This window comes from Paenibacillus sp. plas6 (genome assembly GCF_057221655.1).
The window spans coordinates 4422852-4447503 of sequence record NZ_CM170151.1 but is presented as its reverse complement, the minus strand read 5'-3'; the positions used below and the strand labels follow the sequence as shown (position 1 = coordinate 4447503).

The 24652-nt window shown below is 36.1% G+C and carries 23 protein-coding genes, 1 pseudogene and 2 CRISPR repeat arrays (1 of these 26 running past the window's edge); of the genes and pseudogenes, 18 read left to right on the top strand and 6 right to left on the bottom strand.

What is annotated here, in order from left to right:
- A CRISPR array of direct repeats spans positions 1 to 496; the repeat unit is 32 nt; unit sequence GTCGCATCCTGTGTGGATGCGTGGATTGAAAT (it extends 8 nt beyond the left edge of the window).
- A gap of 425 nt (positions 497 to 921) precedes the next feature.
- Positions 922 to 1755 (top strand): DUF6602 domain-containing protein, encoded by an 834-nt coding sequence (locus AC2TDL_RS19750; protein WP_484697760.1) that lies wholly within the window; start codon positions 922 to 924, stop codon positions 1753 to 1755.
- A gap of 186 nt (positions 1756 to 1941) precedes the next feature.
- Positions 1942 to 2574: a CRISPR direct-repeat array (repeat unit 32 nt; unit sequence GTCGCATCCCGTATGGATGCGTGGATTGAAAT).
- Between the two features lie 257 nt (positions 2575 to 2831).
- On the opposite strand, the gene AC2TDL_RS19745 is transcribed toward AC2TDL_RS19750, so the two are convergent.
- A complete protein-coding gene (locus AC2TDL_RS19745) occupies positions 2832 to 3365 on the bottom strand; it encodes a DUF402 domain-containing protein (RefSeq protein ID WP_484701314.1) in 534 nt (177 codons plus the stop codon).
- A gap of 579 nt (positions 3366 to 3944) precedes the next feature.
- On the opposite strand from AC2TDL_RS19745, the gene AC2TDL_RS19740 reads away from it, so the two are divergent.
- From AC2TDL_RS19740 to AC2TDL_RS19700, 9 genes are all read left to right on the top strand, one after another.
- Positions 3945 to 5912, top strand: a complete 1968-nt coding sequence (locus tag AC2TDL_RS19740; protein WP_484697759.1) for a glycosyltransferase — start codon at positions 3945 to 3947, stop codon at positions 5910 to 5912.
- Between the two features lie 38 nt (positions 5913 to 5950).
- Positions 5951 to 6643, top strand: a complete 693-nt coding sequence (locus tag AC2TDL_RS19735) for a class I SAM-dependent methyltransferase (protein ID WP_484697758.1) — start codon at positions 5951 to 5953, stop codon at positions 6641 to 6643.
- 56 nt (positions 6644 to 6699) lie between these two features.
- Positions 6700 to 7569: a glycosyltransferase family 2 protein gene (locus AC2TDL_RS19730; protein WP_484697757.1), complete on the top strand. Its 870-nt coding sequence runs from the start codon at positions 6700 to 6702 to the stop codon at positions 7567 to 7569.
- A gap of 20 nt (positions 7570 to 7589) precedes the next feature.
- Positions 7590 to 8282, top strand: a complete 693-nt coding sequence (locus AC2TDL_RS19725; RefSeq protein ID WP_484697756.1) for a glycosyltransferase — start codon at positions 7590 to 7592, stop codon at positions 8280 to 8282.
- 176 nt (positions 8283 to 8458) lie between these two features.
- Complete coding sequence (locus AC2TDL_RS19720; protein ID WP_484697755.1) at positions 8459 to 8779, top strand: alpha-helical endospore appendage domain-containing protein; 321 nt, start codon at positions 8459 to 8461, stop codon at positions 8777 to 8779.
- On the top strand, positions 8769 to 9494 hold the full coding sequence (locus AC2TDL_RS19715; protein WP_484697754.1) for a hypothetical protein: 726 nt from the start codon (positions 8769 to 8771) through the stop codon (positions 9492 to 9494). The genes AC2TDL_RS19720 and AC2TDL_RS19715 overlap by 11 nt, the downstream gene beginning before the upstream one ends.
- Positions 9495 to 9645: 151 nt before the next feature.
- A complete protein-coding gene (locus AC2TDL_RS19710; protein WP_484697753.1) occupies positions 9646 to 10419 on the top strand; it encodes an alpha-helical endospore appendage domain-containing protein in 774 nt (257 codons plus the stop codon).
- A 232-nt stretch (positions 10420 to 10651) separates the two neighbouring features.
- Positions 10652 to 11611: an acetylxylan esterase gene (locus AC2TDL_RS19705; RefSeq protein ID WP_484697752.1), complete on the top strand. Its 960-nt coding sequence runs from the start codon at positions 10652 to 10654 to the stop codon at positions 11609 to 11611.
- 196 nt (positions 11612 to 11807) lie between these two features.
- Positions 11808 to 12365: an AAA family ATPase gene (locus AC2TDL_RS19700; RefSeq protein ID WP_484697751.1), complete on the top strand. Its 558-nt coding sequence runs from the start codon at positions 11808 to 11810 to the stop codon at positions 12363 to 12365.
- Between the two features lie 84 nt (positions 12366 to 12449).
- Here AC2TDL_RS19700 and AC2TDL_RS19695 read toward each other — a convergent pair whose 3' ends face one another.
- The 3 genes and pseudogenes from AC2TDL_RS19695 to lexA form a co-directional block, all read right to left on the bottom strand.
- Positions 12450 to 12665: an excalibur calcium-binding domain-containing protein gene (locus tag AC2TDL_RS19695; protein ID WP_484701312.1), complete on the bottom strand. Its 216-nt coding sequence runs from the start codon at positions 12663 to 12665 to the stop codon at positions 12450 to 12452.
- A pseudogene (locus AC2TDL_RS19690) lies at positions 12663 to 13043 on the bottom strand (NucA/NucB deoxyribonuclease domain-containing protein); the annotation flags it as partial. The gene AC2TDL_RS19695 and the pseudogene AC2TDL_RS19690, both read right to left, overlap by 3 nt.
- Before the next feature lie 282 nt (positions 13044 to 13325).
- A complete protein-coding gene (lexA, locus tag AC2TDL_RS19685) occupies positions 13326 to 13961 on the bottom strand; it encodes a transcriptional repressor LexA (protein ID WP_484697750.1) in 636 nt (211 codons plus the stop codon).
- A gap of 165 nt (positions 13962 to 14126) precedes the next feature.
- On the opposite strand from lexA, the gene AC2TDL_RS19680 reads away from it, so the two are divergent.
- From AC2TDL_RS19680 to AC2TDL_RS19665, 4 genes are all read left to right on the top strand, one after another.
- Positions 14127 to 14495, top strand: coding sequence for a LysM peptidoglycan-binding domain-containing protein (locus tag AC2TDL_RS19680; RefSeq protein WP_484697749.1), 369 nt, complete (start codon positions 14127 to 14129; stop codon positions 14493 to 14495).
- A gap of 195 nt (positions 14496 to 14690) precedes the next feature.
- On the top strand, positions 14691 to 14891 hold the full coding sequence (locus tag AC2TDL_RS19675) for a DUF896 domain-containing protein (RefSeq protein ID WP_484697748.1): 201 nt from the start codon (positions 14691 to 14693) through the stop codon (positions 14889 to 14891).
- Between the two features lie 47 nt (positions 14892 to 14938).
- Entirely contained in the window at positions 14939 to 15457 is a 519-nt protein-coding gene (locus AC2TDL_RS19670; RefSeq protein WP_484697747.1) for a hypothetical protein, read from the top strand.
- A gap of 37 nt (positions 15458 to 15494) precedes the next feature.
- Positions 15495 to 16268, top strand: a complete 774-nt coding sequence (locus tag AC2TDL_RS19665; RefSeq protein WP_484701310.1) for an HAD family hydrolase — start codon at positions 15495 to 15497, stop codon at positions 16266 to 16268.
- Between the two features lie 70 nt (positions 16269 to 16338).
- Here AC2TDL_RS19665 and AC2TDL_RS19660 read toward each other — a convergent pair whose 3' ends face one another.
- Positions 16339 to 16929 (bottom strand): hypothetical protein, encoded by a 591-nt coding sequence (locus AC2TDL_RS19660; protein WP_484697746.1) that lies wholly within the window; start codon positions 16927 to 16929, stop codon positions 16339 to 16341.
- A gap of 171 nt (positions 16930 to 17100) precedes the next feature.
- Positions 17101 to 17640, bottom strand: coding sequence for a 1,2-dihydroxy-3-keto-5-methylthiopentene dioxygenase (locus AC2TDL_RS19655; protein WP_484697745.1), 540 nt, complete (start codon positions 17638 to 17640; stop codon positions 17101 to 17103).
- A gap of 204 nt (positions 17641 to 17844) precedes the next feature.
- Here AC2TDL_RS19655 and metH point away from each other — a divergent pair, with 204 nt between their 5' ends.
- The 4 genes from metH to AC2TDL_RS19635 all read left to right on the top strand — a co-directional run bounded on the left by metH (position 17845) and on the right by AC2TDL_RS19635 (position 24486).
- Positions 17845 to 21225 (top strand): methionine synthase, encoded by a 3381-nt coding sequence (gene metH, locus AC2TDL_RS19650; protein ID WP_484701308.1) that lies wholly within the window; start codon positions 17845 to 17847, stop codon positions 21223 to 21225.
- A 314-nt stretch (positions 21226 to 21539) separates the two neighbouring features.
- Positions 21540 to 22391 carry an HNH endonuclease gene (locus tag AC2TDL_RS19645; protein WP_484697744.1) on the top strand — a complete coding sequence of 284 codons (852 nt, stop codon included), beginning with the start codon at positions 21540 to 21542 and terminating at the stop codon, positions 22389 to 22391.
- A gap of 9 nt (positions 22392 to 22400) precedes the next feature.
- The gene (locus tag AC2TDL_RS19640; RefSeq protein WP_484697743.1) at positions 22401 to 23702 is read left to right on the top strand and encodes an immunoglobulin-like domain-containing protein; all 1302 of its coding nucleotides are present in this window, start codon (positions 22401 to 22403) and stop codon (positions 23700 to 23702) included.
- A gap of 109 nt (positions 23703 to 23811) precedes the next feature.
- Positions 23812 to 24486, top strand: a complete 675-nt coding sequence (locus AC2TDL_RS19635) for a Fic family protein (protein WP_484697742.1) — start codon at positions 23812 to 23814, stop codon at positions 24484 to 24486.
- Positions 24487 to 24652: the final 166 nt, after the last annotated feature.

Genomic DNA, 24652 nt, shown 5'->3' with positions numbered 1-24652 from the left:
CTGTGTGGATGCGTGGATTGAAATTGGATCAGGTGTTGCTGGAGAAGCGATTTTGAAACACAGTCGCATCCTGTGTGGATGCGTGGATTGAAATAAGTCGATTTGCAATCTTACTTGAGCCCATACGTTGTCGCATCCTGTGTGGATGCGTGGATTGAAATCGTCTGTGCAGCATGTAAGTGATGTTAAGCAGGTTGTCGCATCCTGTGTGGATGCGTGGATTGAAATCTTAACTTTATACCAAACCCCATCACAAAGACCCGTCGCATCCTGTGTGGATGCGTGGATTGAAATTAAATCGCCTACCGCTGAGCTAATCGCCCCTAGACCGTCGCATCCCGTGTGGATGCGTGGATTGAAATTCTGATCCATGTACCCTTTGACCTCATGGTACTCGGTCGCATCCCGTGTGGATGCGTGGATTGAAATTATTTTAGTAGTCTTTATTTGAGTTGTCTCTGATAGTCGCATCCCGTGTGGATGCTTGGATTGAAATTAAACAATCAGTGAATAACATCCAAATATGCGGATCAATCGTATCCCATGCAATAAGTAGTTTGAAAATAGTGGCATCTCTATTTGTAGATTTACAACTCATCTCATTTATTGCAGCTACGAGAAAAATATTCTATGAAAAATAATTATCTAATATCGAAAGAACTAGTCAGTGATTGCTTTCAAAAGATATTGCTTTCAATTGGATTGCTACATACAGTTGCTCTTATTAGTTAGATTAATTCTTATTACCACAATTTTGATTTTCAAAATTTAATAGAATCAATAAATATGGAGGAACACAATGGATAAAAATCCTTTAAAACTAATAGCTGATAATTATAAAGAGCTAAATAGAATGATGGTAAAAGAGGTTGAATTAGCTTCCGCACATCCTGGACTTACTGGGAGTTATCGTGAGGAAATGTGGAGAAAGTTTTTTCGAAATATAGTTCCTTTAAAATTTTCATTTGTACATGGAGCTATGATAATAGATTCAAAAAAAATATTTCAAATGAAGTTGATATTGCTGTAATTGATGAGCAATATACTCCTTATATATTTCAGTACCATACATTAAAATTTGTTCCAATTGAAGCTGTTTCCATGGTAATAGAATGCAAAAGTACGTCACTGCCTAAAGAGCAATTAAAGAATTGGGCAGAAAGTATTAAAAAGCTAAAGCCGAAAAATACGGGGCTTGCAAGAATGATAAATGGCTACGCAACTGGAGTAACCAATCAAACTCAATCTCAAACACATCCAATTAAAGTTTTGGTGAGTTTATATAAAACCAGTACGCTCGATTCAAATACTGCTTCAATCGAGGAACTAGGACAATATTTTGATATTATTATTCAAGAATTTGATAATAAGAAGGAAAAGGAGTTTAAAGTTACTATTCCGAATGAGGACAAATCTCTTGGATGGTGGGGAGATAGATTAAATCATAAAAATTACGATAGTACGAGTGATTTAAAGCTTTCAACAGGAGGAAAAGATTTTTCACAAGAACATATTGACAAACTAAATGCTGCAGGATTAAACGTGTCGACTAATGAAAATGAAAGAATATTGACTAATAAGCTAAGTGATCTAAAAATAAAAGATAATCCTTTACTATCATTAAATTTACAATTAAATCAATTACTAATGCTTATCAATAATCCAATGTTATTCCCACATTTTGCATATGCAAAGGCATTTCAGGATATTGTCAAAGAATCAGAGGAAAAAGCTTGCGAATTGCAAAATAAGTAACTAATTTAAAATTGATTAGTGCGGATCCCAAGCTCACATAAAATCCCTAGGAGATCCGCACCCCGCATAAAATAAGGGTTTTTGCCAAATTAGTGGTGCAAAATAAACTAAATTATGGTAATTATAAATCGATCCGCACTAAACCGTTTTCAAATCCTTATACGATAAGGGGAAAATCTGCGGGCTGTCGCATCCCGTATGGATGCGTGGATTGAAATAGAAGAAATAAAAAATAAATATGAAGAATTAACTGTCGCATCCCGTATGGATGCGTGGATTGAAATCGAAACTGGTGGCAAGAGCAAGGAAAAGCCGAAAGTCGCATCCCGTATGGATGCGTGGATTGAAATTTGTTCGGTCATGCTGCACCATCTCCTAACTTTGCGTCGCATCCCGTATGGATGCGTGGATTGAAATTGGAAAGATGATGCGCTTGTTGCATCTGAGATCGGTCGCATCCCGTATGGATGCGTGGATTGAAATCAAACATTTTTACGAGATACTGACCCTCCAGACAAGTCGCATCCCGTATGGATGCGTGGATTGAAATCTTGCGGCAATTGCATCTGCAAGATTATCGTAATGTCGCATCCCGTATGGATGCGTGGATTGAAATGATAGTCGTAGATTTAGCGCATTTGAAAACATATTAGCGTCGCATCCCGTATGGATGCGTGGATTGAAATAGCAGTGCAAGTCAATGACATTGGCTAAGTTTCAGTCGCATACCGTATGGATGCGTGGATTGAAATGTTTGTGGAAACTTCCATAAACCAGGAGAGCTGGGGTCGCATCCCGTGTGGATGCGTAGATTGAAATATGAAACGAAGTTGAGTAATATTCTTCATCACTGGTTGCATCCTGTACGAATGTGCAGATTGAAATTGGAATTACATTTGCACCATCAACAAGAGCCTTACATCCCATCCCATTCGCCTGTATAGATTATGAGAAAGCATAAATGACATATCAGAAGAGCTATAACTTAGAAGAAATTTTACATTCTTATATCAAATAAAAAACAACACTTACATCCTTGTGGCATAAGTGTTGTTTTTTTGACGCTGTATATTCACCTAATTCAAATACTTCACCAGCAACTCATGAGTATACTTACTGGTAACCTCTAATTCGACCTCTTTAAGAATATTATTCATTCTAGAGATGAGTGCATGAAGGGCAGATTTTACAGAGCCTGCTTCAAACTGCTCAATTGGAACAGGCAGCTCATCTTCATCTAAAATGTAATAGTCGCCATTAGGGAAGATTAAGACATCAATAATAAGGTCTTCAAAAGAAACGATATTTGAAGCAATTATTGTGTTTTTAACAATATTAAAATATGCGCCTAAGAACTGACCATCTTTATCTCTCCAATAGTATAGATTATAAGGCTGGTTTTTCCAGTAATATGCAGTTGTATAGCTGCCTTTTGGGATAGTCAGCTCAATATTTCCAGCAATCATCGTAAATGAGGTTTCGATATGATGAAACAGTGTAGCTCCTTTGTCTGTCATTTCTAACAGCTTACAGCGAACATCGACAATTTCAGAATTATATTTTATCTTTCTTTCTAAAAAGCTTTTCAAATTTAAACACAACCTTTGTATATTGAATTTATCCTATTATCCTAAACATACTCTTGTACTGATTAAGAAACGATATGAATCAAATTATATTCTTTTGAGGAATGGCGATTGCTAATCTCTTATTATTTCTTTTAGCCTAATTTGAGTTAGTTTTGCTTGGAAGTGCTGCTTTTTGAACTTTTACTCTGAATAGCACTTACTTTATATAAAATGAATAAGAGTATCAAATAATCCAAATCAATGGATCATTTCGCTTTCAAAAAACCTCTTTGCCAATTTTCTTTTGCTACTATAACATGCTCGCTCGCGAAGAATGGAGACTAGCAGCATGCCTAAAGTTTCCTCTTTAATCATCTAAGTTGTATCCACCCAATCGTTACATAAAATCTTCTCTTTGTAAAATCTTAATGCTCTTTTTCCTCTCAGAAAGCACGTATATGAAAAATACCCAACGTTCGGTTGATCTGTTTTTTCTCGACAGCTTGTCAAACTTACATAAAACGATGTCGAACCTCATATGTTGAAATAACTGCAATTTTAGCTAGGGTAAGCAGCAATTTTTTTATCGTGGCATTAACCGTATGAAAGGAGTACAACTTGATGCTACGCATATTAGTTGCTAGTTCAATTAATGAGAGGCCAGAGATACTTCACTGTTTTTTACATTCCCTTTCATTATTAAAGCTTGGAAAGAATGAGGTATCTTTTTACTTCATAGATGATAACGAAGCGCCAGCATCAAAACAGCTTCTATTATCATTTCAAGCGAGTACACCAAATACACAAATAAAAAGTATGAGTGAATTACTGCAGACTGTATCTAACAGTAACCAATCTAATAATAACCAATCTAACAATGAACAATCTAATCATAGGGAATCAGCCAAACGATTTGTCGGAGTTGAATATAACTGGACGGACGAGAACATTTTTCGATCTGCATTTGCGAAAAATCATTTTATTTCTTATATGCTTGAGCATCAATTTAATACCTTATTTTTAGTCAGTTCAAATATTTTGCTGCATCCTGATACATTGCTTAATTTAATAGCAGCAGATAAAGAAATTATTTCAAGTATTTATTGGTCAAAAAATGAAAATCACCATTTTCAAACTCCTCAAGTATGGATAAGTGAAAAAAACGCCTCGCATAACTATATTCATTTGAAACAGCGGACGATGGAGCAAATTTCTGATGAGCAATTAAGGTTTATGTGTCGGTTAAGGACACCGGGGATTTATGAAGTTGATAGCTTAGATACATGTACGTTAATTAGAAGGTCGGCATTATTAAAAGGAGTTTCATATCACAAATTGCCAAACATTTCATATTGGGATGAATATCGTCATTTTTGTATTCGTGCTGCGGCGTTGGACATTCCATTGTACGTTGATACGCATAAGCCTAGCTTTTATATGTCTCAAGAAACTGATCTAGCTAATGCACAACGATTTTTGAAGGATATTGCAGATGGAAACTCTTCGCATGGAATTAGAATCAGCCTATGTATGATAGTCAAAAATGAGGAGAAGCTTCTTCCGCGCTGTTTATCCTCCGTTAGTGGAGTTGCAGATGAAATCATTATTGTTGACACTGGTTCAACTGATAAAACGAAGGTAATTGCTTTGGAATATGGGGCAAAAGTATATGATTTTGCTTGGTCAAATGATTTTGCAGCAGCACGGAACTATTCATTTAGTTTAGCAACTGAGGATTATATATTGTGGTTAGACGCAGATGATTATATTAGTGACAAGGATCGGTTGATGCTATTTGAATTAAAAGAAAATCTATCTCCTACGGTAGATAGCGTAATCATGAATTATCATCTGGGCTTAAATCGCAATGGTGAACCAACAACAACGGTTAAACGGCATCGTATAGTGAAAAGAAGCTGCGGATTTAAATGGAAAGGTGCAGTTCATGAATACTTAGATGTATTCGGTGAACAGATCGAATTAGAAATTGCTATTTCTCATTTAATAAATAAAGGGGTTTCAGAACGAATACTGAACATTTATCGAGAACGCTTAAAAATGGGAGAGGCATTTACTCCTCGTGATCATTACTATTTTGCCAAGGATTTGCAGGAGCATGCTTTTTATGAAGAAGCTGTGCAGCAATATGAACTTTTTTTGGCGAGCAAGCAAGGCTTGGTTGAAGACAATTTCAATGCCTGTATTGGTTTAGCTGATTGCTATGGACATATGTATGAGCGAGATAAACAGGTGCTTTCATTATTTCGTTCAATGGATTATGTGGGGCCACGCGCAGAGGCTTGCTGTCGATTAGGAGTCATTTATAAGTCCGAGGAAAACTATCGTTTAGCTATATATTGGTTTAACTGCGCCACTAAGCTCGGCGATCCGCCATCAAATGAGGTATATGTAGAACGAGCGTATTGGACTTGGCTTCCTTATTATGAGCTTGCAATTTGCTATGAAAAACTTGGAGATATACCGTCTGCTAAACAATATATAGAGCAAGGGCTAACATTTTCTCCAGAAAATCAAGAACTTCAGAACAAGCTGCGCAATTACGAAGGAATGTTAATCAAACAATTATAGTGATATTTCCCGTCATTTTAGTTTAGGGAGGACAGCAGGTGTTAGTTCGTAATATTGAGAAGGCAATGGCTTTAGCAGAATTAAATGGTTATCAAGAAAAAGATAAGATGTTATGCAAAGCGGCACTCGTTCATTTATTTCGCAAGCTAGAAGAAAATAAAAAAAATCGAGCATTAGTATTAGGCGGGGACTTAGCAGTATTAGTTTTTCATTTTGTGAATCAATTGCGAGCAGTTAATGTAGATGTGACAAATATTGAACATGAGGAGTTGAAATATAATCGTCTAAAAGACCTGTTAGGTTCAGATCGTGACATTCAATTAGTGCTGCAAAATCTAAAAATAATTCCCGACAATGCTTGGGAGCTAATATTTAATGATTGGCAGCATGCTGCAGCTCATTGGGAACATTATGCAGCAGAAATTCCAAATTCGTTGAGTCGTAATTGTACACTGCATAATGCTTTCTATGGAAATATTGCTGAATTCGTAAAGAAGCAAAACCAACCATTTGATGTATTAGTTGTGGACGGTCCGCAAGGTAATGGACGATCGCTGGCATTTCCTTTATTAGCTAACTCTCTAAAAGAGAATGCATGGGTATTGATCGATGATTTTGATTATTATCCATTCCTTGATTATTTAAGCATCATTTACACCTACACTGAACATTATCGTGAAATACGAGGAAAGCAGCACTGGGTGCTACTTCAATTAACTGGAAAGAAATGATGAGTCATTTGGTTTGTAAGTAGCTTATCTGAAATTTTGTTATAGGTGGGAGAACTATGTCCAATAAATCTATCCTTATTGCTAGTCCCATCCAACAAAAACCAGAAGTTCTTGAGAAGTTTTTACTTTTATTGCAGAAATTAGATGATAGTAATCTTGAAATTTCTTTTTTATTCATTGATGACAATACAGAAGCCGAATCAAAAAAGCTGTTGCAACAATTTGCTTATAAATCGTCACGGAAAATGATTATAAACTGGGAAAGCAACAATGAAAGTTATATAAAAGATGAAACAACGCATTATTGGTCAGATACATTAATGGTTAAAGTTGGAAGCATGAAGGATGAAATAATTTCTATCGCATTAAAGTGTAACTATGATGCGTTATTTTTAATTGATTCTGATCTTCTTCTTTATCCGGATACGATAATTAAATTATTTTCAACCGAAAAGGAAATTATTTCAAATGTATTTTGGACAAAATGGAATCCGCAATCGCTCGCTATGCCGCAAGTATGGTTTTCGGACGAATACTGCTATCAAAGCTCTTCAGAGCAGTCAAAGGTGGAGAAGATATTGCTTTCATTGATTAGGTTGCGAGCCCAAGGGATATACGAGGTAGGAGGATTAGGAGCTTGTACATTAATACGAAGAGAAGCTTTGCTAAAGGGGGTTTCATTTAAGAAGATTCGTAATCTGCCATTTTGGGGAGAAGACCGCCATTTTTGTGTGCGTGCAGCAGCTCTTGGCATTCCGCTTTATGTAGACACAAGACAGCCTGCCTATCATATTTATCGTGACTCGGATTTAGAGGGAGCTGCCCATTTTTTAGAAACAGCAGGAAATAACCCACAGCAAATAATAAAAGAAGCAAATGACTGGATTAAAGAGGTGCTGCATTATTATCATGTCATTGATAGATAGAAATGAACAGGTGATCTAATATGAGCAAAATAACACTGACAATGATCGTTCGTAACGAAGCGGGACGTTATTTGCGGGATGTTTTGCAATCTCATCTAGATTATATTGATGAAGCAGTAATTATTGACGATGGAAGTGATGATGAAACTCCTTGGATTATTTGGGAACTGCTTTCTAATATTCCACTTCATTTAATTCGAAATCAACAGTCTAGGTTTCATTCTGAATTTCTCCTTCGCCAGCAGCAATGGAATGCTACTATAGCGACTAAGCCAGAATGGATATTGAATATGGATGCAGATGAACGGTTCGAGTCGGGAGCTGGTCCTTTGCTTCGCGAAATCACCGATTCATCTCCAGTCGATGTCGTTTCATTTCGCTTGTATGATATGTGGAGTGAAACCCACTATCGTGAAGACACGTATTGGAACGCACATCTTCGTCCCGTTCCTTTACTAGTAAGACATAATCCTGAACGGAATAATGCATGGCAAGAGAGCGTTCAACATTGCGGTCGTTTTCCGATAGAAGTATATTCAGAAAAGATGTTATACAATCCATTGCGAGTTCAGCATTTCGGATGGGCGAAAGAGGAGGATAGAATAGCAAAGTTTAAAAGATATAAGCAATTAGATCCCCAAGCAAACTATGGTTTTCTTGAGCAGTACGAGTCTATTTTAGATCCAGCCCCGAACCTAGTTGAATGGAAGTAATCTTTTTCATTTCGTAAATAGGTTAGACTCTCCTTCCCGACATTGTCATATTTCGTTGAAGCCAATCATATCATTAATTAACCTGTCCAAGCTTAAAGAAGGAAAAGGGAATCCAATGAGCTGATAGATATTGTTAGGTGATCTACTTACTATTGCAGCATGAGGGGAGGAGGAATATGTCACTTCCAACTGTTCCAGATATTAATCCATTAATTACGTTAACAAGAGAGGAAGTATACAACCTGCTACTTACATCAATTGCAATGGAGGAAATTGGATTATCTCATATATTAAATGCCGAGGGTGAAAAAATTCAAAAAATCCTTCAGACTGAAGATGCCTGTATCGAACATTATCTTCGTGTAAATCGTTCCGTAGATAAAGTTATGCGAAGCATAATGAAAAATCAAATGTTATTGCTTACTAAATTGGAAGAGCTGCTTGATATGGAGCTGCATAACCAAGCTATTCGGGAAGATGAGTGTTATGATGAATAGCTCTTTTTTTTCTTTAGAAACATGGAAAATAGATAAGGAAAGCTTATCAAGAAAAGAGAGCAGCCTTCTTCTTGAGCAATCATTAGTTGATAATATTACAGCATTTTCAAGTTTAATTACAACCTTTACAGATTACCTGACACGTTTTAGAAAGCAGCAATTAGAGAAAGATCTTAGTTATGATAATGAGATCGAAGTAGATAATGCAACGATTACGTTATTAAATAATTTAAACTGGCTCGGTAGCCTTAATCATATGCTAATCATTTTTAATATTAAGAAGCAAATTATATTACGCTTAATAGAATACAATCAAACCGATTTATTTATTCAGAACTCCACTAAATTAAGAATTCAATGTGAACATTTAGCGATAGCAATTTGTCGTTTATTAAACGACCAATATAAATGGCTGGAGAATATGTATCATTGTTGTGAGCTAAAGCAGAATCAATTGCTTTTTATTTATACATGTCTTGAGCATATTGAACAACTTATTATGAATGTTGATCGGATCACGCTATTTCACACTATCAAGAAAGAACATAAAGTAACGAACATACTTTATCAGGAAATAAAAAAGCTTGAGGAGATTTGGGGAACAACGAAAATATTAGACTTAGAGTCACGTTTTGTAATTTTAGTGCGTTTGCGTCAATTAAGAAGCTGGCTGCTAACAAGACAAAGAACAATAAAGCACGATAAAGGACTATAGAACACTGTAAACTACGAACACTTCATTCTCTTTTTTATCGCTTATAGCTTTGAAATTTATACATATTAAGCAAGTGAGTCAATAAAGCATAATCCGTGGTTCATCACATTTGGAAGCAAGTGATGCATTACGTTAGGACGGGAGGGACGATATGTCTTTACCAAATATCCCTAATATTACACCGGAAATTTCTCTTAATCGTGATGATGTTATCAATTTGCTAATTACTTCGATCGTGATGGAGGAGTTAGGGTTAAGTCATATTATTAATGCAGAGGGAGAAAAGCTTCAGTATGTGCTTGGTCAACTTCCAGGAATGACGCCACCAACATCTCCCACCATTAATGAGATACTTGAAGTAAATGAATCAGTCCGAAAAACACTAAATTCGACAATGAAGAACGAAATGTTTTTGCATTCGAAGCTTGAAAGCATTATTAGTTTATATCGTTTTGGAAGTGCAATAGAAGAGGAAAGAAGTGTGATTACGTCAGCAGTATCAGCTGGTCCCAATAATCCAGTTGTCATTACGACGAATGCCTTTGCTGCTAATACTTCAAATCGCTCTATTGAAATTAATAACGCAGGTTCAGCTATTTCTTTGCCAGACAATAAAGTTTTAAACGGGATAAAAGCAAACGAAGGAAATACTTCATTTATCGTTCCGTTATCAGGGAAGTATCTTATTTCTTATACAGTTAATATTGATTTAATTACAGGAGAATTTATTGCATTGACAATTAATAATACAATCTATACGCCTAGCATGTTAACAAGTATTAGTGGCATGAACTGCTATAGCAGCACAATTATTGTAGCTTTAGAAGTTGATGCGGAATTGTCGCTTAAGTTATTTGGTAATACAAGGGATACAAATTTATATGAAGGTTTAGGTGCATCGCTCTCTATTGTTTTACTTGAATAAAAAAGACGTCTATTTGAGAAAAAAAGAATAGCGAATTTGTTACTTATTTACGAATTTTCAATTTCTCTTAATGATAGATGTTTGAATAATATAAATATAAAGACGGCTGACATCGCGATTTTATTAATGTCAGCTTGTTTTTTTTTTGTTGACAGAAAAAAAACAATGGATCTATGCTTAAAGCACATCATTTAAATTTTTAAGCTCATTAGCATTTAGGAGGAGAAACAAAGTGCCACTAATTGATATGCCACTAGAAGAACTGCTTGTTTATCAAGGAATTAATCCTAAGCCTGAGGATCATGCTGAATACTGGGAACGTGCGTTAGCTGAAATGAAAGCTGTCGATGCTAATGTTGAACTGATTCCAAGTGAGTTTCAGGTTCCATTTGCAAAATGTTATGATTTATATTTCACAGGTGTACGAGGTGCGCGGATTCATGCTAAATACATAAAGCCTAAGCATGTGGCTGAGCCACATCCAGCCGTTGTTCAATTTCACGGATACTATGGACATTCTGGAGACTGGAATGATAAGTTAGGCTACGCTGCTCTAGGTTTTTCAGTATTTTCAATGGATGTTCGCGGTCAAGGAGGAAAATCAGAGGATACTGGTGGGGTAAAAGGGAACACATTAAATGGTCATATTATTCGCGGTTTAGATGATCATCCAGATAACTTATTGTTTAGACATGTTTTCTTGGATACGGCGCAGCTGGCAGGTATCGCTATGAATATGCCAGAGGTTGACCCAGATCGTGTAGGCGCAATGGGTGGATCACAGGGAGGTGCGCTGACACTTGCTTGTGCATCATTAGAGCCTAGAATTAAGCGACTTGCTCCAGTCCATCCGTTTTTAAGTGACTATCGTCGCGTATGGGAAATGGATCTATGTAAGGATGCATATGCAGAGCTTAAGTCATATTTCCGTTATTTTGATCCACAGCATAAACGTGAGGACGAAGTCTTTACAAAGCTAGGTTATATTGACATTCAGTATCTAGTTGAGCGAATTCAAGGAGAGGTATTGATGGCGGTAGGGCTTAGTGATACCGTTTGTCCACCTTCAACTCAATTTGCTGCTTACAACAAAATTAAAGCGCCTAAATCGTTAGAGATTTATCCTGATTTTGCTCATGAACATTATCCTGGCTTTAATGATAAAGTGATGCAATTTTTACTAGGTCTTTAGGGATATTAGCAAGCAACTAAGCAACTATTGGTAACAATATAATAAACTTTCAATATGAATTAAGAGGAACTTGGGCATAAGTTCCTCTTAATTTATTTTATATGGTTAAATATTTATGTAGTGAATTTACAAAATATAATAATATAGGATATTATTGGGGTGTGAGTTGTTATATTATTTGAAATGAGGGAGCGATATGAAGTTTGTATTGGTGTTTGGTCCTCAAGCAGTTGGTAAAATGACGGTTGGCATTGAACTAGCAAAAATCACTGATTTGAAATTATTTCATAACCATATGTCGATTGAACTGTTTCACCCATTTTTCGGATATGGACCTGAAACAATGAGATTAGCCGGTATAGTGAGAAAAGAGTTGTTTGAAGCCTTTGCTAAAAGTAATCAATACGGCTTAATTTTTACCTTTATTTGGGCTTTTGATCTGCAGGAAGATTGGGATTTTGTACAGAAAACTTGCAAAATTTTCGAAGAACAGGGTGGAGAAACGTATTTCGTTGAGTTGGAAGCAGATATGGAGACAAGATTGCAGCGCAACCGAAGTGAATTTCGTCTTGAGCAAAAACCATCGAAACGAAATATTGAAGAATCTGAGGAGGATCTGCGAGCAACGATACAAAATTATCGCATAAACTCATTGCCGGGGGAAATAACAAAAGAAAACTATATTCGCATCAATAATACACTTTTGGAACCTACTGAAGTTGCCCAAATTATTAAGGAGAAATTTCAGTTATAATGGATACGGCTCTATTCCTACCCGAAGAGGTAGTTGAATAGAGCCATTATTTTTTTTGGATAACGAGCTTATTAATATTATTCTCTATAATTCACAGGCAACGCCGTCTCCATCGCGATCTAACTTTTTGCTATAGCCAGGATCTCCTTCAAATAATGGAGTGACCCCTGCCTCATGAGCCTCTGTACAGTTTTTGTAGAGAGGTTCTTCAACTTCAGCTTGCAAATCTTCATCTAACTTTAATTCACTTTTATCTGTGTTAGGGTTAGTTTTTCCAAAAAGACTTTTTGGTTTTGCCACAATAAATAAAATACGTTCGCCATCTTCATAGGCGGAGAGCTGATGACCAATCCAACTTCCGGCACCGCGATTGTCGCTTGAATCAACATATGCAACACTTGCCCCCTCACCGCCTTCTGCACACATTGCCATTGGCCACTCATCTCGATCATAGCCATCTCTAGTGCTAATTCTTTTTAGCGATTGCTTACGTCGTTCAGCTGCACCGTCTCGATCGATTGTGCAAACATCGGAATGTCCATTTTCAATAGCTGAATAAATATGTAATGCTGTTTCAGGATAGCTGTCACTAGGAAATTCTAAAACATAGTCGTAATCATCAGGCTCAGTTTGCTTTGAAGAGACAATATTAGAATGAGTTTTTTCTGTATTTTGCACCTCTGTCAGCAGTTCTTCTGCATCCGTGTCCGTAGCTATCTGATTTTCAGATTGAGTTTTGGTTTGCTGTGGTTCAGCTATAGCTTGTGTTGATGTTAAGTGTGAATTTGATTGCTGACCACAGGCTGAAAGGAATAAGCATAGAGCTAGGACAAAAAACTTTAATGATTTCAATACAGGTTCCTCCCGTAATGATAATTGCGAGGAAATGTCCTCTGAATAGTAATGACCATTATGCCAACTAGCGATAATGGTCATCATTTTTTTATTATATGCTTATTATTAATGCATATCACGGAACAATCCGATGACTTTTCCAAGAATCGTAACATTTTTTAGAATAATTGGTTCCATTGATGAGTTTTCAGGTTGTAGGCGAATATGATCTTTTTCACGATAGAAAGTTTTTACTGTCGCTTCATCATCCTCCGTCATTGCAACTACAATATCCCCATTGTTTGCAGTTTGTTGCTGACGAACAATCACAAGATCACCATTATGAATACCAGCTTCAATCATACTATTACCGACAACAGTTAGAACAAACACATTATGCTCACCAACAAAATGGGAGGATAGCGGGAAGTAATCTTCAATATTTTCAGTAGCGGTAATTGGAATACCAGCTGTAACTTTACCGATAATCGGAATGTGTTTAACAGGAAATGGAATTACGTTGTCGGATGAATCTGTATATTCATCATCATGATCTAATATTTCAATTGCACGTGGTTTAGTAGGGTCACGGCGTATGTATCCTTTCTTTTCCAATCTATCTAGATGACCGTGTACTGTAGAGCTTGATAATAATCCTACAGCTTCAGCAATTTCTCTAACAGCAGGAGGGTATCCTTTTTCTCTTACTTCTTTTTTTATAAAGTTCAATATTTCTAATTGGCGCTTAGAAAGCTTGCTCATATAATCAACTCCCATTATTATTAGGGAAATTATAACATAGAACTCCGGTTCGCACAAACATAAGTTCTTGAGAATATATGTTCTTATTTTTTGGTAGAATCTATTGACAAGAAACATATGTTCGCATATTATAAAAACAGAACAAATGTTTGGGAGTGACATGAGATGACAACTTATAATCCGTATGCATATCAAGGCTATGAGGTCATTAAGACATCGCTAGATCATAAAAAAGGAAATACCAATTCAACACAAATCTATAAATGGATATTTAGTTTATTGGTTATAGTTTTAATAATAACTAGCTTATATTTAATTACTGCTGCTGCCGGCAGTTCTTCGTCACAATTTGCTGTGCTTGATGGTGAATCAGTTGTAACAGTTAGTACTGGTGATACATTATGGAATATTGCAAGTCGACATTATGAGCACAAAGATCTTAACTTTATTGTATTTTTAATAAAGCAACGTAATGGTTTAGAGAGTGATCTGATTAAGCCCGGCGAACAGCTAATTCTGCCCGAGCTTCCTTAATAGGGAATGTATAATAACTAAAAATATTTCTAAGCTTATAAGGCATCAGTAAATGATGTTACTTTATAAGCTTTTTTGCTATAATAAATTTGTTGTGGATTTTTTCAAAGGTTTATCATTGTAATAGGGATGCAAAGTGCAACTCCCGACCGTAGCCGGCAGAAGTTTGTATTGATAAAGAGGGGAGTGGATGAAATGGATATGGATAAAATGGTTGCGCGTATTAATGAGCTAGCGCGCAAAAATAAATCTGTTGGTTTAACGAAGGCAGAGGAAAAAGAGCGTGAAAAATTAAGAGCGCAATATCTCTCTGTGTTTAAAGCCAATTTTAAACAACAGCTTGATAGCATAAAATATGTAGAGGATGAAACTTCAGAAAGTAAACCACTGCATTAATTTCTTAAAGATAAGCAGAAATTAATATAGATAGAGGAGGAGTTTGCTTGTCTCGTTCTTGGGAAAGAAAAGTTAGAAAAAATATGGAACTGGTAAATAAGCAACGGAAAAAAGCTGGGCTCGGGGATGTGCAGCTTAATAAAGCGGCTGGACAAGATAATAAAATCGTGTTCAAAGGGCAAAATATCGTTTTTCCAATTGTACTTATTCTGTTTATTGGGATGTATAACATTTTATTGTTAATGAATCCTGTTTACGAGCTAGATGCAATGTATTGGTTAACAAATGTTGCTTATCTTGTTTTAGCAGCTCTATTTTTTTTCCGAAAGCCTTATCTTGCGATAGGGAAAGATTATATACAGTCACGTCGCATTATGGGGGACAAGCAGCTATTTGCAGTTGCGATTAAAGAGATTAAAGTTCAAGGCGGCTACATTATCATTATTCCGAAAAATGGTAGTAGCTGGGCTTTTAATAAAACATTCAATCGCTTTCCCATTGAGGATATGAAGGTTGAGTTAAAGAAGCTAGCAGAAAAACATAATATTACTTGGACTGAACTATAGCAAATAAAGGAGAGAAACAAGCGTGAAAAAGGCAGTAATGTTTGATCTGGATGATACGCTACTTTGGGATGCTCGTAGTGTAGAGGAAGCATTTCGTGCAACTTGTGAGTACGCTGCGGAAAAAAATAAAAATATTGATCCGTCTTTACTAGAAGCAGCAGTTCGCTCTGAAGCAAGAAAAATATATGAAGCCTTTGAAGCATTCCCATTTACGAAGAAAATTGGAATTAATCCTTTTGAAGGGCTATGGGCACGATTTGCAGAAGGAGAGCAACAAGAATTTCGTCAACTTGAGAAATTTGTACCTGAATATCGTCGTTCTGCATGGGTCAATGGTCTAAAAGTTATCGGGATTGACGATGAGCAGCTTGGGGCAGAGCTTGGTGAAATGTTCCCAGCAGAACGTCGTAAACGCCCGCTTGTTTATGATGAAACGTTTGCTGTGCTGGATAAGCTAAAAGGGAATTATAAACTGCTATTGCTTACAAATGGTTCGCCAGATCTTCAAAGAGAAAAGCTTGCTGGAGTTCCACAGTTAGCACCGTACTTTGATCATATTATCATTTCAGGAGAATTTGGTATTGGTAAACCTGATGTTTCGATCTTCCAGCATGCATTAAGCTTACTTCAAGTAAATGCTGATGAAGTTGTAATGGTTGGCGATAAATTAACTACAGATATTTTAGGGGCAAATACTGCTGGAATACCTTCTGTATGGATTAATCGTCATGGTGTTGATAGAACTGACGAAATCATTCCTACGCATACCATTTCTGATTTGAATCAATTATTTGCAATTATTGAAAAATAACCTTTATTTGATTTAGCATGTTCTTGTCACAAGGGCATGCTTTTTTATTTGAAAGTGGTTAGGTTAACTTTTACTCCTCGTAATCAATTAACTCTAAATAGTTTATATTGTAACCGTCACTTGTTAAATTCCATATTCCAGGAATTTGATATAATTCCCATTCATCATTTTCGTTAAGTTTAAAAATGTACTCCCTGTACCAATTTTTTAAATCCTCATTAGCCTCGGTATACTGTTCCCTGATAGTAAGCAAAGTACTATTAAAAAAATCATGCTCGTAGATATTTTTAGTGATGTATGCTTGAGTAATTGTCACGCCTTTATGAAAAACGGTCGGGTATAGTGAGTATTTCTGTACAAAAAGATCTGAATGTTGAGGTGCATCCATATCATGGATAATTAACATTTCAAGAAGCTGGGAGGCAAGCGTTTCGCCAAACTCTTCTATAAAGGCTGCTTCATAATCTGCAAATTCTTTTTGCGTGACCTTGTCCAGCATTGCAAAATCAAGTATCATTTTTTCTTTCTTTTTTACCATTTCATAAGCGGTGTTGAGATCAAAATCAGTCGTTTCCGATTCAATTAGCTTAATTTCATTCGATGATTGACATGCAGTTAGGAATAACATCACCATTAGTAACACTGCATATAAGCTTCTCATATGAACGAACTCCTAACATAATAAATTAGAGATGACCTGCTAATATATTCAATGAGCCAAGCAAAGAATCCTGTAGTTAGAAATGGGAGCGGATAATTTTTAATATTAAGAAAAAAGCACGAGCTATTAATTAGCCCGTGCTTCGTCATCCATAACTTAATGATGATTACATTATTTTTGGAAAGAAGGGTCATGGTGCGGATGAGCGATCCAGCCTTCTGTTTCGATAAACAAGCGTACTGCAACAATTTTTTTGCTTTCCATTAGTGTGAAGAAGTGAGGTGTATTTTCAGATACAGAAATAACGTCACCTGCTTGAAGCTCTACATCAAAGTAACCAACATCGTCAGTACCTTTAATGACGAAAATACCTTCACCAGCAGTAATAGCGCGGACTTCATCCTCAGTATGTGTATGAACATTTTCGAATTTCGCAAGCAACTCATCTAGGTTAGGAGTTGCTTCAGAAAGCGTAATAATGTCCCATGTGCGATAACCGCGACGCTCGGCAAGGTCACGAATTTCGCTATCAAATGTATCAAGAACTTCTTGTTTTTCCTCATCAGTTAATGTGAATTTTTCGCGTAAATCTTCACGTAGTTTATTAATATTCCAGTGTTCATAAAGAACGCCTTGGCTTGACAAAAATGCGGCTACGTTTTCTTCACCTTTAATACGTTCGTCTGTGTTGCGAATTCTTACCTCTGCCATGTATTATTCCACCTTTTCCAATAGGAATTTAATTGTTATATTATAATTATAAAACAAAAAAGTTGGATTGTCGATTATTATCCTTTCAACTTATGTGAAGTTCTGATAAAATTTGAGATAGTGATTTTGGGAAGGGGTATGAAAGTGTCCAATAATAAGCTGCAAGAACAGCTAGCAAAGCGAATTCTCATTTTAGATGGTGCAATGGGAACAATGATTCAGCAAGCGAATTTGACAGAAGCAGATTTTGGCGGTGCTGAATATGATGGCTGTAATGAAATTCTAGTATTAACTCGTCCAGACTTAATTACAAGTATCCATGAACAATATCTTGAGGCTGGAGCTGACATAATTGAAACGAATACATTCGGTGCTACTAGTGTTGTATTGTCGGAATATAATATACCAGAGAAAGCAAGAGAAATAAACCTGGCTGCTGCTAAATTAGCACGTGCAGCGGCAGACAAATATAGCACTGAGGAGCGTCCGCGTTTTGTTGCAGGTGCACTCGGACCGACAACTAAAACATTGTCAGTAACTGGCGGGGTAACATTTGATGAATTAGTAGAAAGCTATTTTGAACAAACGGTAGCTTTAATTGAAGGTGGAGTAGACGCGATTTTGCTAGAAACTTCACAGGATACATTAAATGTAAAAGCGGGCAGTATCGGAGTTCGTAACGCTTTTGAGGCAACAGGTATCACTCTTCCAATAATGATTTCCGGTACGATTGAGCCAATGGGAACTACGCTTGCTGGTCAAACGATCGAATCGTTCTATATTTCACTAGAGCATTTAAATCCAATCTCTATTGGTTTAAACTGTGCGACTGGTCCAGAGTTTATGCGTGACCATATTCGCTCATTGAGCAATATTGCTCGCACGAAGATTTCATGCTATCCAAATGCAGGATTGCCTGATGAAAATGGGCACTATCATGAGACACCTGAGTCTTTAGCTCGAAAATTAGAGGATTTTGCTGCAAATGGTTGGCTTAACATTGCTGGCGGCTGCTGCGGTACAACACCGGCTCATATCAAAGCAATTGCTGAGACAATGGCGAAATACCAGCCAAGACAAGCTTTAGGAGATCATCCTGATGCAGTTTCAGGAATTGAAACAGTTTTTATTGAAGATGATAACCGTCCGATTATGATTGGTGAACGGACCAATATTTCTGGTTCACGCAAATTTAAACGTCTTATTAAAGAAGAAAAGTTTGATGAAGCTTCTGAAATAGCACGTAGTCAGGTTAAAAACGGAGCTCAAATAATTGACATTAATTTGCAGGATACAGATATTGATGAAGCTTATGCGGTTAATCAGTTTTTACCGCAAGTTATGAAAAAAATAAAAGCTCCAATTATGATCGACTCTACTTACGATCATATTATTGAATTGGGCCTAAAATATTCACAAGGTAAAGCGATTATTAATTCGATTAACCTTGAAGATGGAGAAACGAAGTTTGAAAAAATTGTTCCGCTTATTCACAAATATGGTGCTGCCGTTGTTGTCATTCTAATTGATGAGCGTGGACAAGCAGTATCTCGTCAGGCAAAGCTGGAAGTTGCAGATCGCGCTTACAACTTGCTTGTTAATAAGTACGGAGTAAACGAGGAAGATATTATTTTCGATCCGAATATGTTCCCAATCGGTTCTGGTGATCCGCAATACATTGGTTCTGCAGTGGAAACATTAGAAGGTATTCGGATGATAAAAGAAAAATATCCGCGTACAAAAACGTTACTCGGCTTAAGTAATATTTCCTTCGGTTTGCCTGATGCAGGTCGGGAAGTATTAAACTCTGTTTATTTGTATCATGCGACGAAGGCAGGTCTGGACTATGCTATCGTTAATACAGAGAAGCTTGAGCGCTATGCTTCTATTCCAGCAGAGGAACGCGAGCTGGCGGAACAGCTAATTTATAATACGAATGATGAAACACTCGCAGCTTTTGTAGCAGCGTTCCGTGATAAAAAGGTTGAAAAGAAAGAAAAACTGTCTAATTTATCGCTAGAAGAACGACTCGCTTCTTATATTATTGAAGGAACGAAGGAAGGTCTGATTGCAGATTTAGATCTGGCTCGTGAAAAATATACTCCACTTGAAATTATTAACGGTCCGTTAATGAAGGGTATGGAGGAAGTAGGGCGTCTATTCAATAACAATGAGCTAATTGTTGCTGAAGTACTGCAAAGTGCAGAGGTTATGAAAGCTTCTGTAAGTTATCTTGAGCAGTTTATGGAAAAAACAGAGTCAGCTACTAAAGGTAAAATTTTGCTTGCTACTGTTAAAGGTGATGTTCACGATATTGGGAAAAACCTTGTTGAGATCATCTTATCGAACAATGGCTATAAAATTATTAACCTTGGCATTAAGGTACCGCCTGAAAAGATTATTGAGGCGTATCGTGAAGAGAAGGTTGATGCAATTGGCTTATCTGGCCTGCTTGTAAAATCTGCCCAGCAAATGGTCGTGACTGCGCAGGACCTTCGAAATGCTGGTATTGATGTACCGATTTTGGTGGGCGGTGCTGCACTTACACGTAAATTTACGCGTACACGTATTTTGCCAGAGTATGATGGCTTGGTTGTGTATGCTAAGGATGCAATGGAAGGGCTAGATATTGCTAATAAATTGACAAGTATTGAACAGCGTGCAGAACTAGAAAAAGAAATTGCAGAACAGCGACTAGCTTTGTTAAATGAGGAGCAGGATAGTAAAAAATTACCTCCGATGACTCGAGCTGTTCGTTCCAATATTTCGCCAGATGCTCCTGTATTTGTACCGCCTGATACTGAGCGTCACATTTTGCGCAATATTCCGTTGACACAAGTGTTGCCATATGTAAATATGCAAATGTTGCTTGGTCATCATCTAGGTGTTAAAGGGCAAGTAGATAAGCTGCTTGCTGCAGGAGATGAAAAAACGGTAAAACTAAAAGAAATAATCGACCAAATTTATCGTGATGGAGCAACACAAGGCTATCTTGAAGCAAATGCAATGTATCGCTTCTTCCCGGCACAATCGTCAGGTAATGATGTAATTATCTACGATCCGCAGGATCATACGAAGGAAATTAAACGCTTCTCCTTCCCGCGTCAGCAGGTTGAGCCATTCCTATGTCTAGCTGACTATCTGAAAAGTGTGGACAGCGGCGTAATGGATTATGTAGGTTTCTTAGTAGTAACTGCTGGTAAAGGTATTCGAGAAATTTCGAATGATTGGAAAGAAAAAGGCGATTACTTGCGTTCACATGCGCTGCAGGCTTGTGCTCTAGAAACAGCCGAAGGACTAGCTGAAAAAGTGCACCAAATGATGCGTGAGCAATGCGGTTATCCAGATCCGCCTGAAATGACAATGAAGCAACGCTTCGGCGCTCGTTATCAAGGTATCCGTGTATCGTTTGGTTATCCAGCGTGCCCGAACTTAGAGGATCAAGCGCTGTTATTTGATTTAATGAAGCCAGAAGATATCGGTGTCGAGCTAACCGAAGGCTTTATGATGGAACCTGAAGCATCTGTAAGTGCAATGGTATTCGCACATCCAGAGGCGAATTACTTTAATGTGGATAAGGCTTAGGATTTCACTGGAAAAGAACCTTACTTTTATTTGATTTATCAATCAGATGAAGGAAAGGTTCTTTTTTTCGATATAATTCATAATTTCGTTTATTGTTAATCAATGAGGAGATATAGTAAGATTTATACAAACAGTTATTGGACAAGTAGAGGTGAATCTGACTGTTGGACAAAGTTAACTTCAATGTATAAGCTCCTCTACAAGAACGATGACGCACAGGCCGACCGAAATAAATCGTCCTAACATGTCAACGTTAGAGGGCGATTTTTTGTTTTACGAGGTTAGTGGATTTTATTTAAAAGTGAGGTGTTACTATGAGTGAATCTCAAACCAAAGAATTACTTAAATTACTAGAAAATGATCTTATTCAATCTGCTCAACAAGCTAATAAAATTGGATATAATCCTAGCGTCTTTTTTAGAATGATATCTGAATATGGCGGTTATCAAACAGCAAAAAAACTAATTAATTCTTCAAAAATAACAGATGGTCTTGTTAAGCTATTCGAAAAAGGAAGAGTTGATTTAACGGTTGAGGCAATAATTTTGAATCCCAAGTATAAATCTTTATTTTCTTTCGAAGAAAGAGCAATAGCCAAAGAACGGTTAGAACAATATGGCTTTGATACAAGTAAGATACTAAAAAATGATGAATCTGAAAACACAGAAGAGCAGACGGTGCACAATAAAGTAGATGAAGATTTGCAAGATGCAGAATTTGTAAATGAAGTAGAAACACAATTGAAGATGATTGATAGAGCTCATATCAAAATTATTGATAAAATTGAAGAAGCGCCAGAAGTTATGCAAGGTAGTATACGAGGATATAAAAGAAATGTGAAAAAGCCTGCTGAGGTTATCGTAAATGCTCATTTTAAATGTGAAGTGAATCAAGATCATCGATCATTTAAATCTAAAACAACAGGAGAAAACTATTGTGAAGGACATCATTTAATTCCAATGAGTCATCAGGCTAGATTTAATGTAAGTCTAGACGTGCACGCAAACATCGTTTCACTTTGTCCAAATTGTCATCGTACTTTGCATCATGGAGTACTTGAAGAGAGTAAGATCATCCTTGAAAAATTATTTAATGATAGAAAGAGTAGATTGAAGTCATGCGGTATCAATATTTCATTGTCTGATTTAATTGATTTATATAAGTGAGGTAAAGAGATGAAACAGTTATATATACAAGTTTGTAAAACCGCTTTAATCATATTTTCGCTAGTATTGTTAATTTCATGTTCAAGTAATAGCCAATTAGAAAAGCTAGGATATAGTGAACAAGATATATTAGCAATAAAAGAAAATAAAATAGAAAAAACGATTATTAAAAATAAGATAAGCCTTGATGAATATAATCAGTTACTAAATAATGAGCATTTTAATAAGGATAACTTAACATACTACTTATCCCTATTAAATAGTAATTATGAAATAACCGACATTGATAAAATCATACTAGGTGTAAATAAACTTGCAAAAGAATCTAGTCGTTTATTGGATGAAATAAGCTCGAAAAAAGGAATTGAAACTGATACATACGAGCAAGTCTTTATTCCAAAATTGGAATTTAAAAGTGATAAGCTTTCAGCTAGTACAGAAAATGATAAAATCGAATCAATTAAAAGTATCGTTGTTGCCGAAAGTGTATTTGATAAAAATATTATCGAGCAGGTTAATGTTACTAGCGACCTTAATTTAGCAAAAATCGGAACATATAATGTAAAAATTGATGTTCAAGATTCGAAAGGTTATTCAGCTAGCATTGAAAAGCAAATTAGTGTTATTGATGATGTTACGCCTACATTAAAGGTAGCAGATAAAATAAATATATTTAAGGGTGAAAGTACTAATTTGCTTGATTTTGTTAAAGCAACAGATAATCTTGATGGGGATATTACCGATAAAGTGAAATTAAATACAAAAGATTTTTCAAGTGATGTTCCAGGCAGTTACATTGTTGAATTTACAGTGGCAGATAGTTCAGGTAATGAAATTCGAAAGACTCCGATAGTTAATGTATTAAATTTAGTCAATTTTAAAGAAACTTTTACAATTAATAAATACAATATTACGGTTAATTCATGCTCATATAATCGAACAGATAGTGAGCCTGAAGATTATTATTATCATTATTATAATGCTGGCGAAGAACAAGTATTTTTAATTTGCAACGTTAAAATAAAAAATGAACATGATATTCAGAGAAGTACGTTTGAGATCTTTGGGAATGACAGTGAAAGGTTAGAGGCCAAATTAATTTATGATGACAAATATGAATACGATACAGTGGCGCATGGATTGAATAATAATTGGTATTATGGCTTTAAGTCCTTGAAACCACTGACTAGTGATACGAATAACTTAACGTTTGAAATACCACAGGAAGTGCGAGATAGTGATAAAAGTGTAGTACTCCAATTTTCAACTTACAATTCAGATGAGGATTCTACATATATTAAAATAAAATAATTATTTAAAATAGGAAGTTTAGTTGTATAGCTAGCTTCCTATTTTGCTATAGTGAAGTAAAATTAAGTAAAGTAATTGTTTTGCAATTTAATTAAAGGATGGTGTTAAATTGTTGCCTGATAAATATAACTTAACTCATCTCGAAGCAATGCAGTTGTTCGAGGGCAAAAGAGTAAGTCTCATTCATCAATTATCTAAAATTGAACTTGTAACAACAACCTACGAACAAACTAAAGCAATTGTTGAAGGGGAAAGATTGAACGATGTTACGGAGGATGAAGTTTTAGTTATTAAAAATTTAAGCAATGCTTGTAACTATTTATTAAATGAAACTAGTGTGTTTTCATTGGAAATAGCAGAAAAAATAAATAGTTTTGTTGCTTATTATGAAGCATTAGAATGGGGGAAAATACGAAATGGTGAGGTAAGCATTGGCGGAATTAGTTACAAGCCTCCTATCCCAGTAAGAACAAAAATTGTACATGATATAGAACAGATAATGACAATGAACGTATCCGAAACATACAAGGCGATCAAATATATGTATTATGCCATGAGGAAACAATTATTTTGGGATGGTAATAAAAGAACAGCAATTTTATCAGCTAACTATATTTTGCTGCGAGCAGGTAAAGGTATGTTGACAATAGATGAACAACTTTTAGAGAATTGGCACGAGTTGCTTAGAGAGTATTATGAATCGAATGATGATCGCTTAATCATAGAATGGACATATAATAATCTTATTGTTAATCGGATTAACCCCTTAAGTTTGGAAACATAATCTCTTAATCTCATTCGTTCTTAGTTTCTTAAATCAAATGATAGTCGCACAGCCTTAATCGGAATTGTAGCAAGGGTTTATTACCAAGAGGCAACTATCAATCTGACACGAGATTCTTATTTCTGTATAGTCTCATTTTGTGAGAATACTCATGAAATTCGTTAGG

Excerpts from the sequence above, each read along its gene's own strand:
- AC2TDL_RS19640 (WP_484697743.1), top strand. The coding sequence starts at position 22,401 with ATGAAACAGTTATATATACAAGTTTGTAAAACCGCTTTAATCATATTT.
- AC2TDL_RS19715 (WP_484697754.1), top strand. The coding sequence starts at position 8,769 with ATGATGAATAGCTCTTTTTTTTCTTTAGAAACATGGAAAATAGATAAG.
- AC2TDL_RS19710 (WP_484697753.1), top strand. The coding sequence starts at position 9,646 with ATGTCTTTACCAAATATCCCTAATATTACACCGGAAATTTCTCTTAAT.
- AC2TDL_RS19740 (WP_484697759.1), top strand. The coding sequence starts at position 3,945 with ATGCTACGCATATTAGTTGCTAGTTCAATTAATGAGAGGCCAGAGATA.
- metH (WP_484701308.1), top strand. The coding sequence starts at position 17,845 with ATGGGAACAATGATTCAGCAAGCGAATTTGACAGAAGCAGATTTTGGC.
- AC2TDL_RS19655 (WP_484697745.1), bottom strand. The coding sequence starts at position 17,640 with ATGGCAGAGGTAAGAATTCGCAACACAGACGAACGTATTAAAGGTGAA.
- AC2TDL_RS19665 (WP_484701310.1), top strand. The coding sequence starts at position 15,495 with ATGTTTGATCTGGATGATACGCTACTTTGGGATGCTCGTAGTGTAGAG.
- AC2TDL_RS19660 (WP_484697746.1), bottom strand. The coding sequence starts at position 16,929 with ATGAGAAGCTTATATGCAGTGTTACTAATGGTGATGTTATTCCTAACT.
- AC2TDL_RS19720 (WP_484697755.1), top strand. The coding sequence starts at position 8,459 with ATGTCACTTCCAACTGTTCCAGATATTAATCCATTAATTACGTTAACA.
- AC2TDL_RS19725 (WP_484697756.1), top strand. The coding sequence starts at position 7,590 with ATGAGCAAAATAACACTGACAATGATCGTTCGTAACGAAGCGGGACGT.
- AC2TDL_RS19680 (WP_484697749.1), top strand. The coding sequence starts at position 14,127 with ATGACAACTTATAATCCGTATGCATATCAAGGCTATGAGGTCATTAAG.
- AC2TDL_RS19645 (WP_484697744.1), top strand. The coding sequence starts at position 21,540 with ATGAGTGAATCTCAAACCAAAGAATTACTTAAATTACTAGAAAATGAT.
- AC2TDL_RS19700 (WP_484697751.1), top strand. The coding sequence starts at position 11,808 with ATGAAGTTTGTATTGGTGTTTGGTCCTCAAGCAGTTGGTAAAATGACG.
- lexA (WP_484697750.1), bottom strand. The coding sequence starts at position 13,961 with ATGAGCAAGCTTTCTAAGCGCCAATTAGAAATATTGAACTTTATAAAA.
- AC2TDL_RS19675 (WP_484697748.1), top strand. The coding sequence starts at position 14,691 with ATGGATATGGATAAAATGGTTGCGCGTATTAATGAGCTAGCGCGCAAA.
- AC2TDL_RS19730 (WP_484697757.1), top strand. The coding sequence starts at position 6,700 with ATGTCCAATAAATCTATCCTTATTGCTAGTCCCATCCAACAAAAACCA.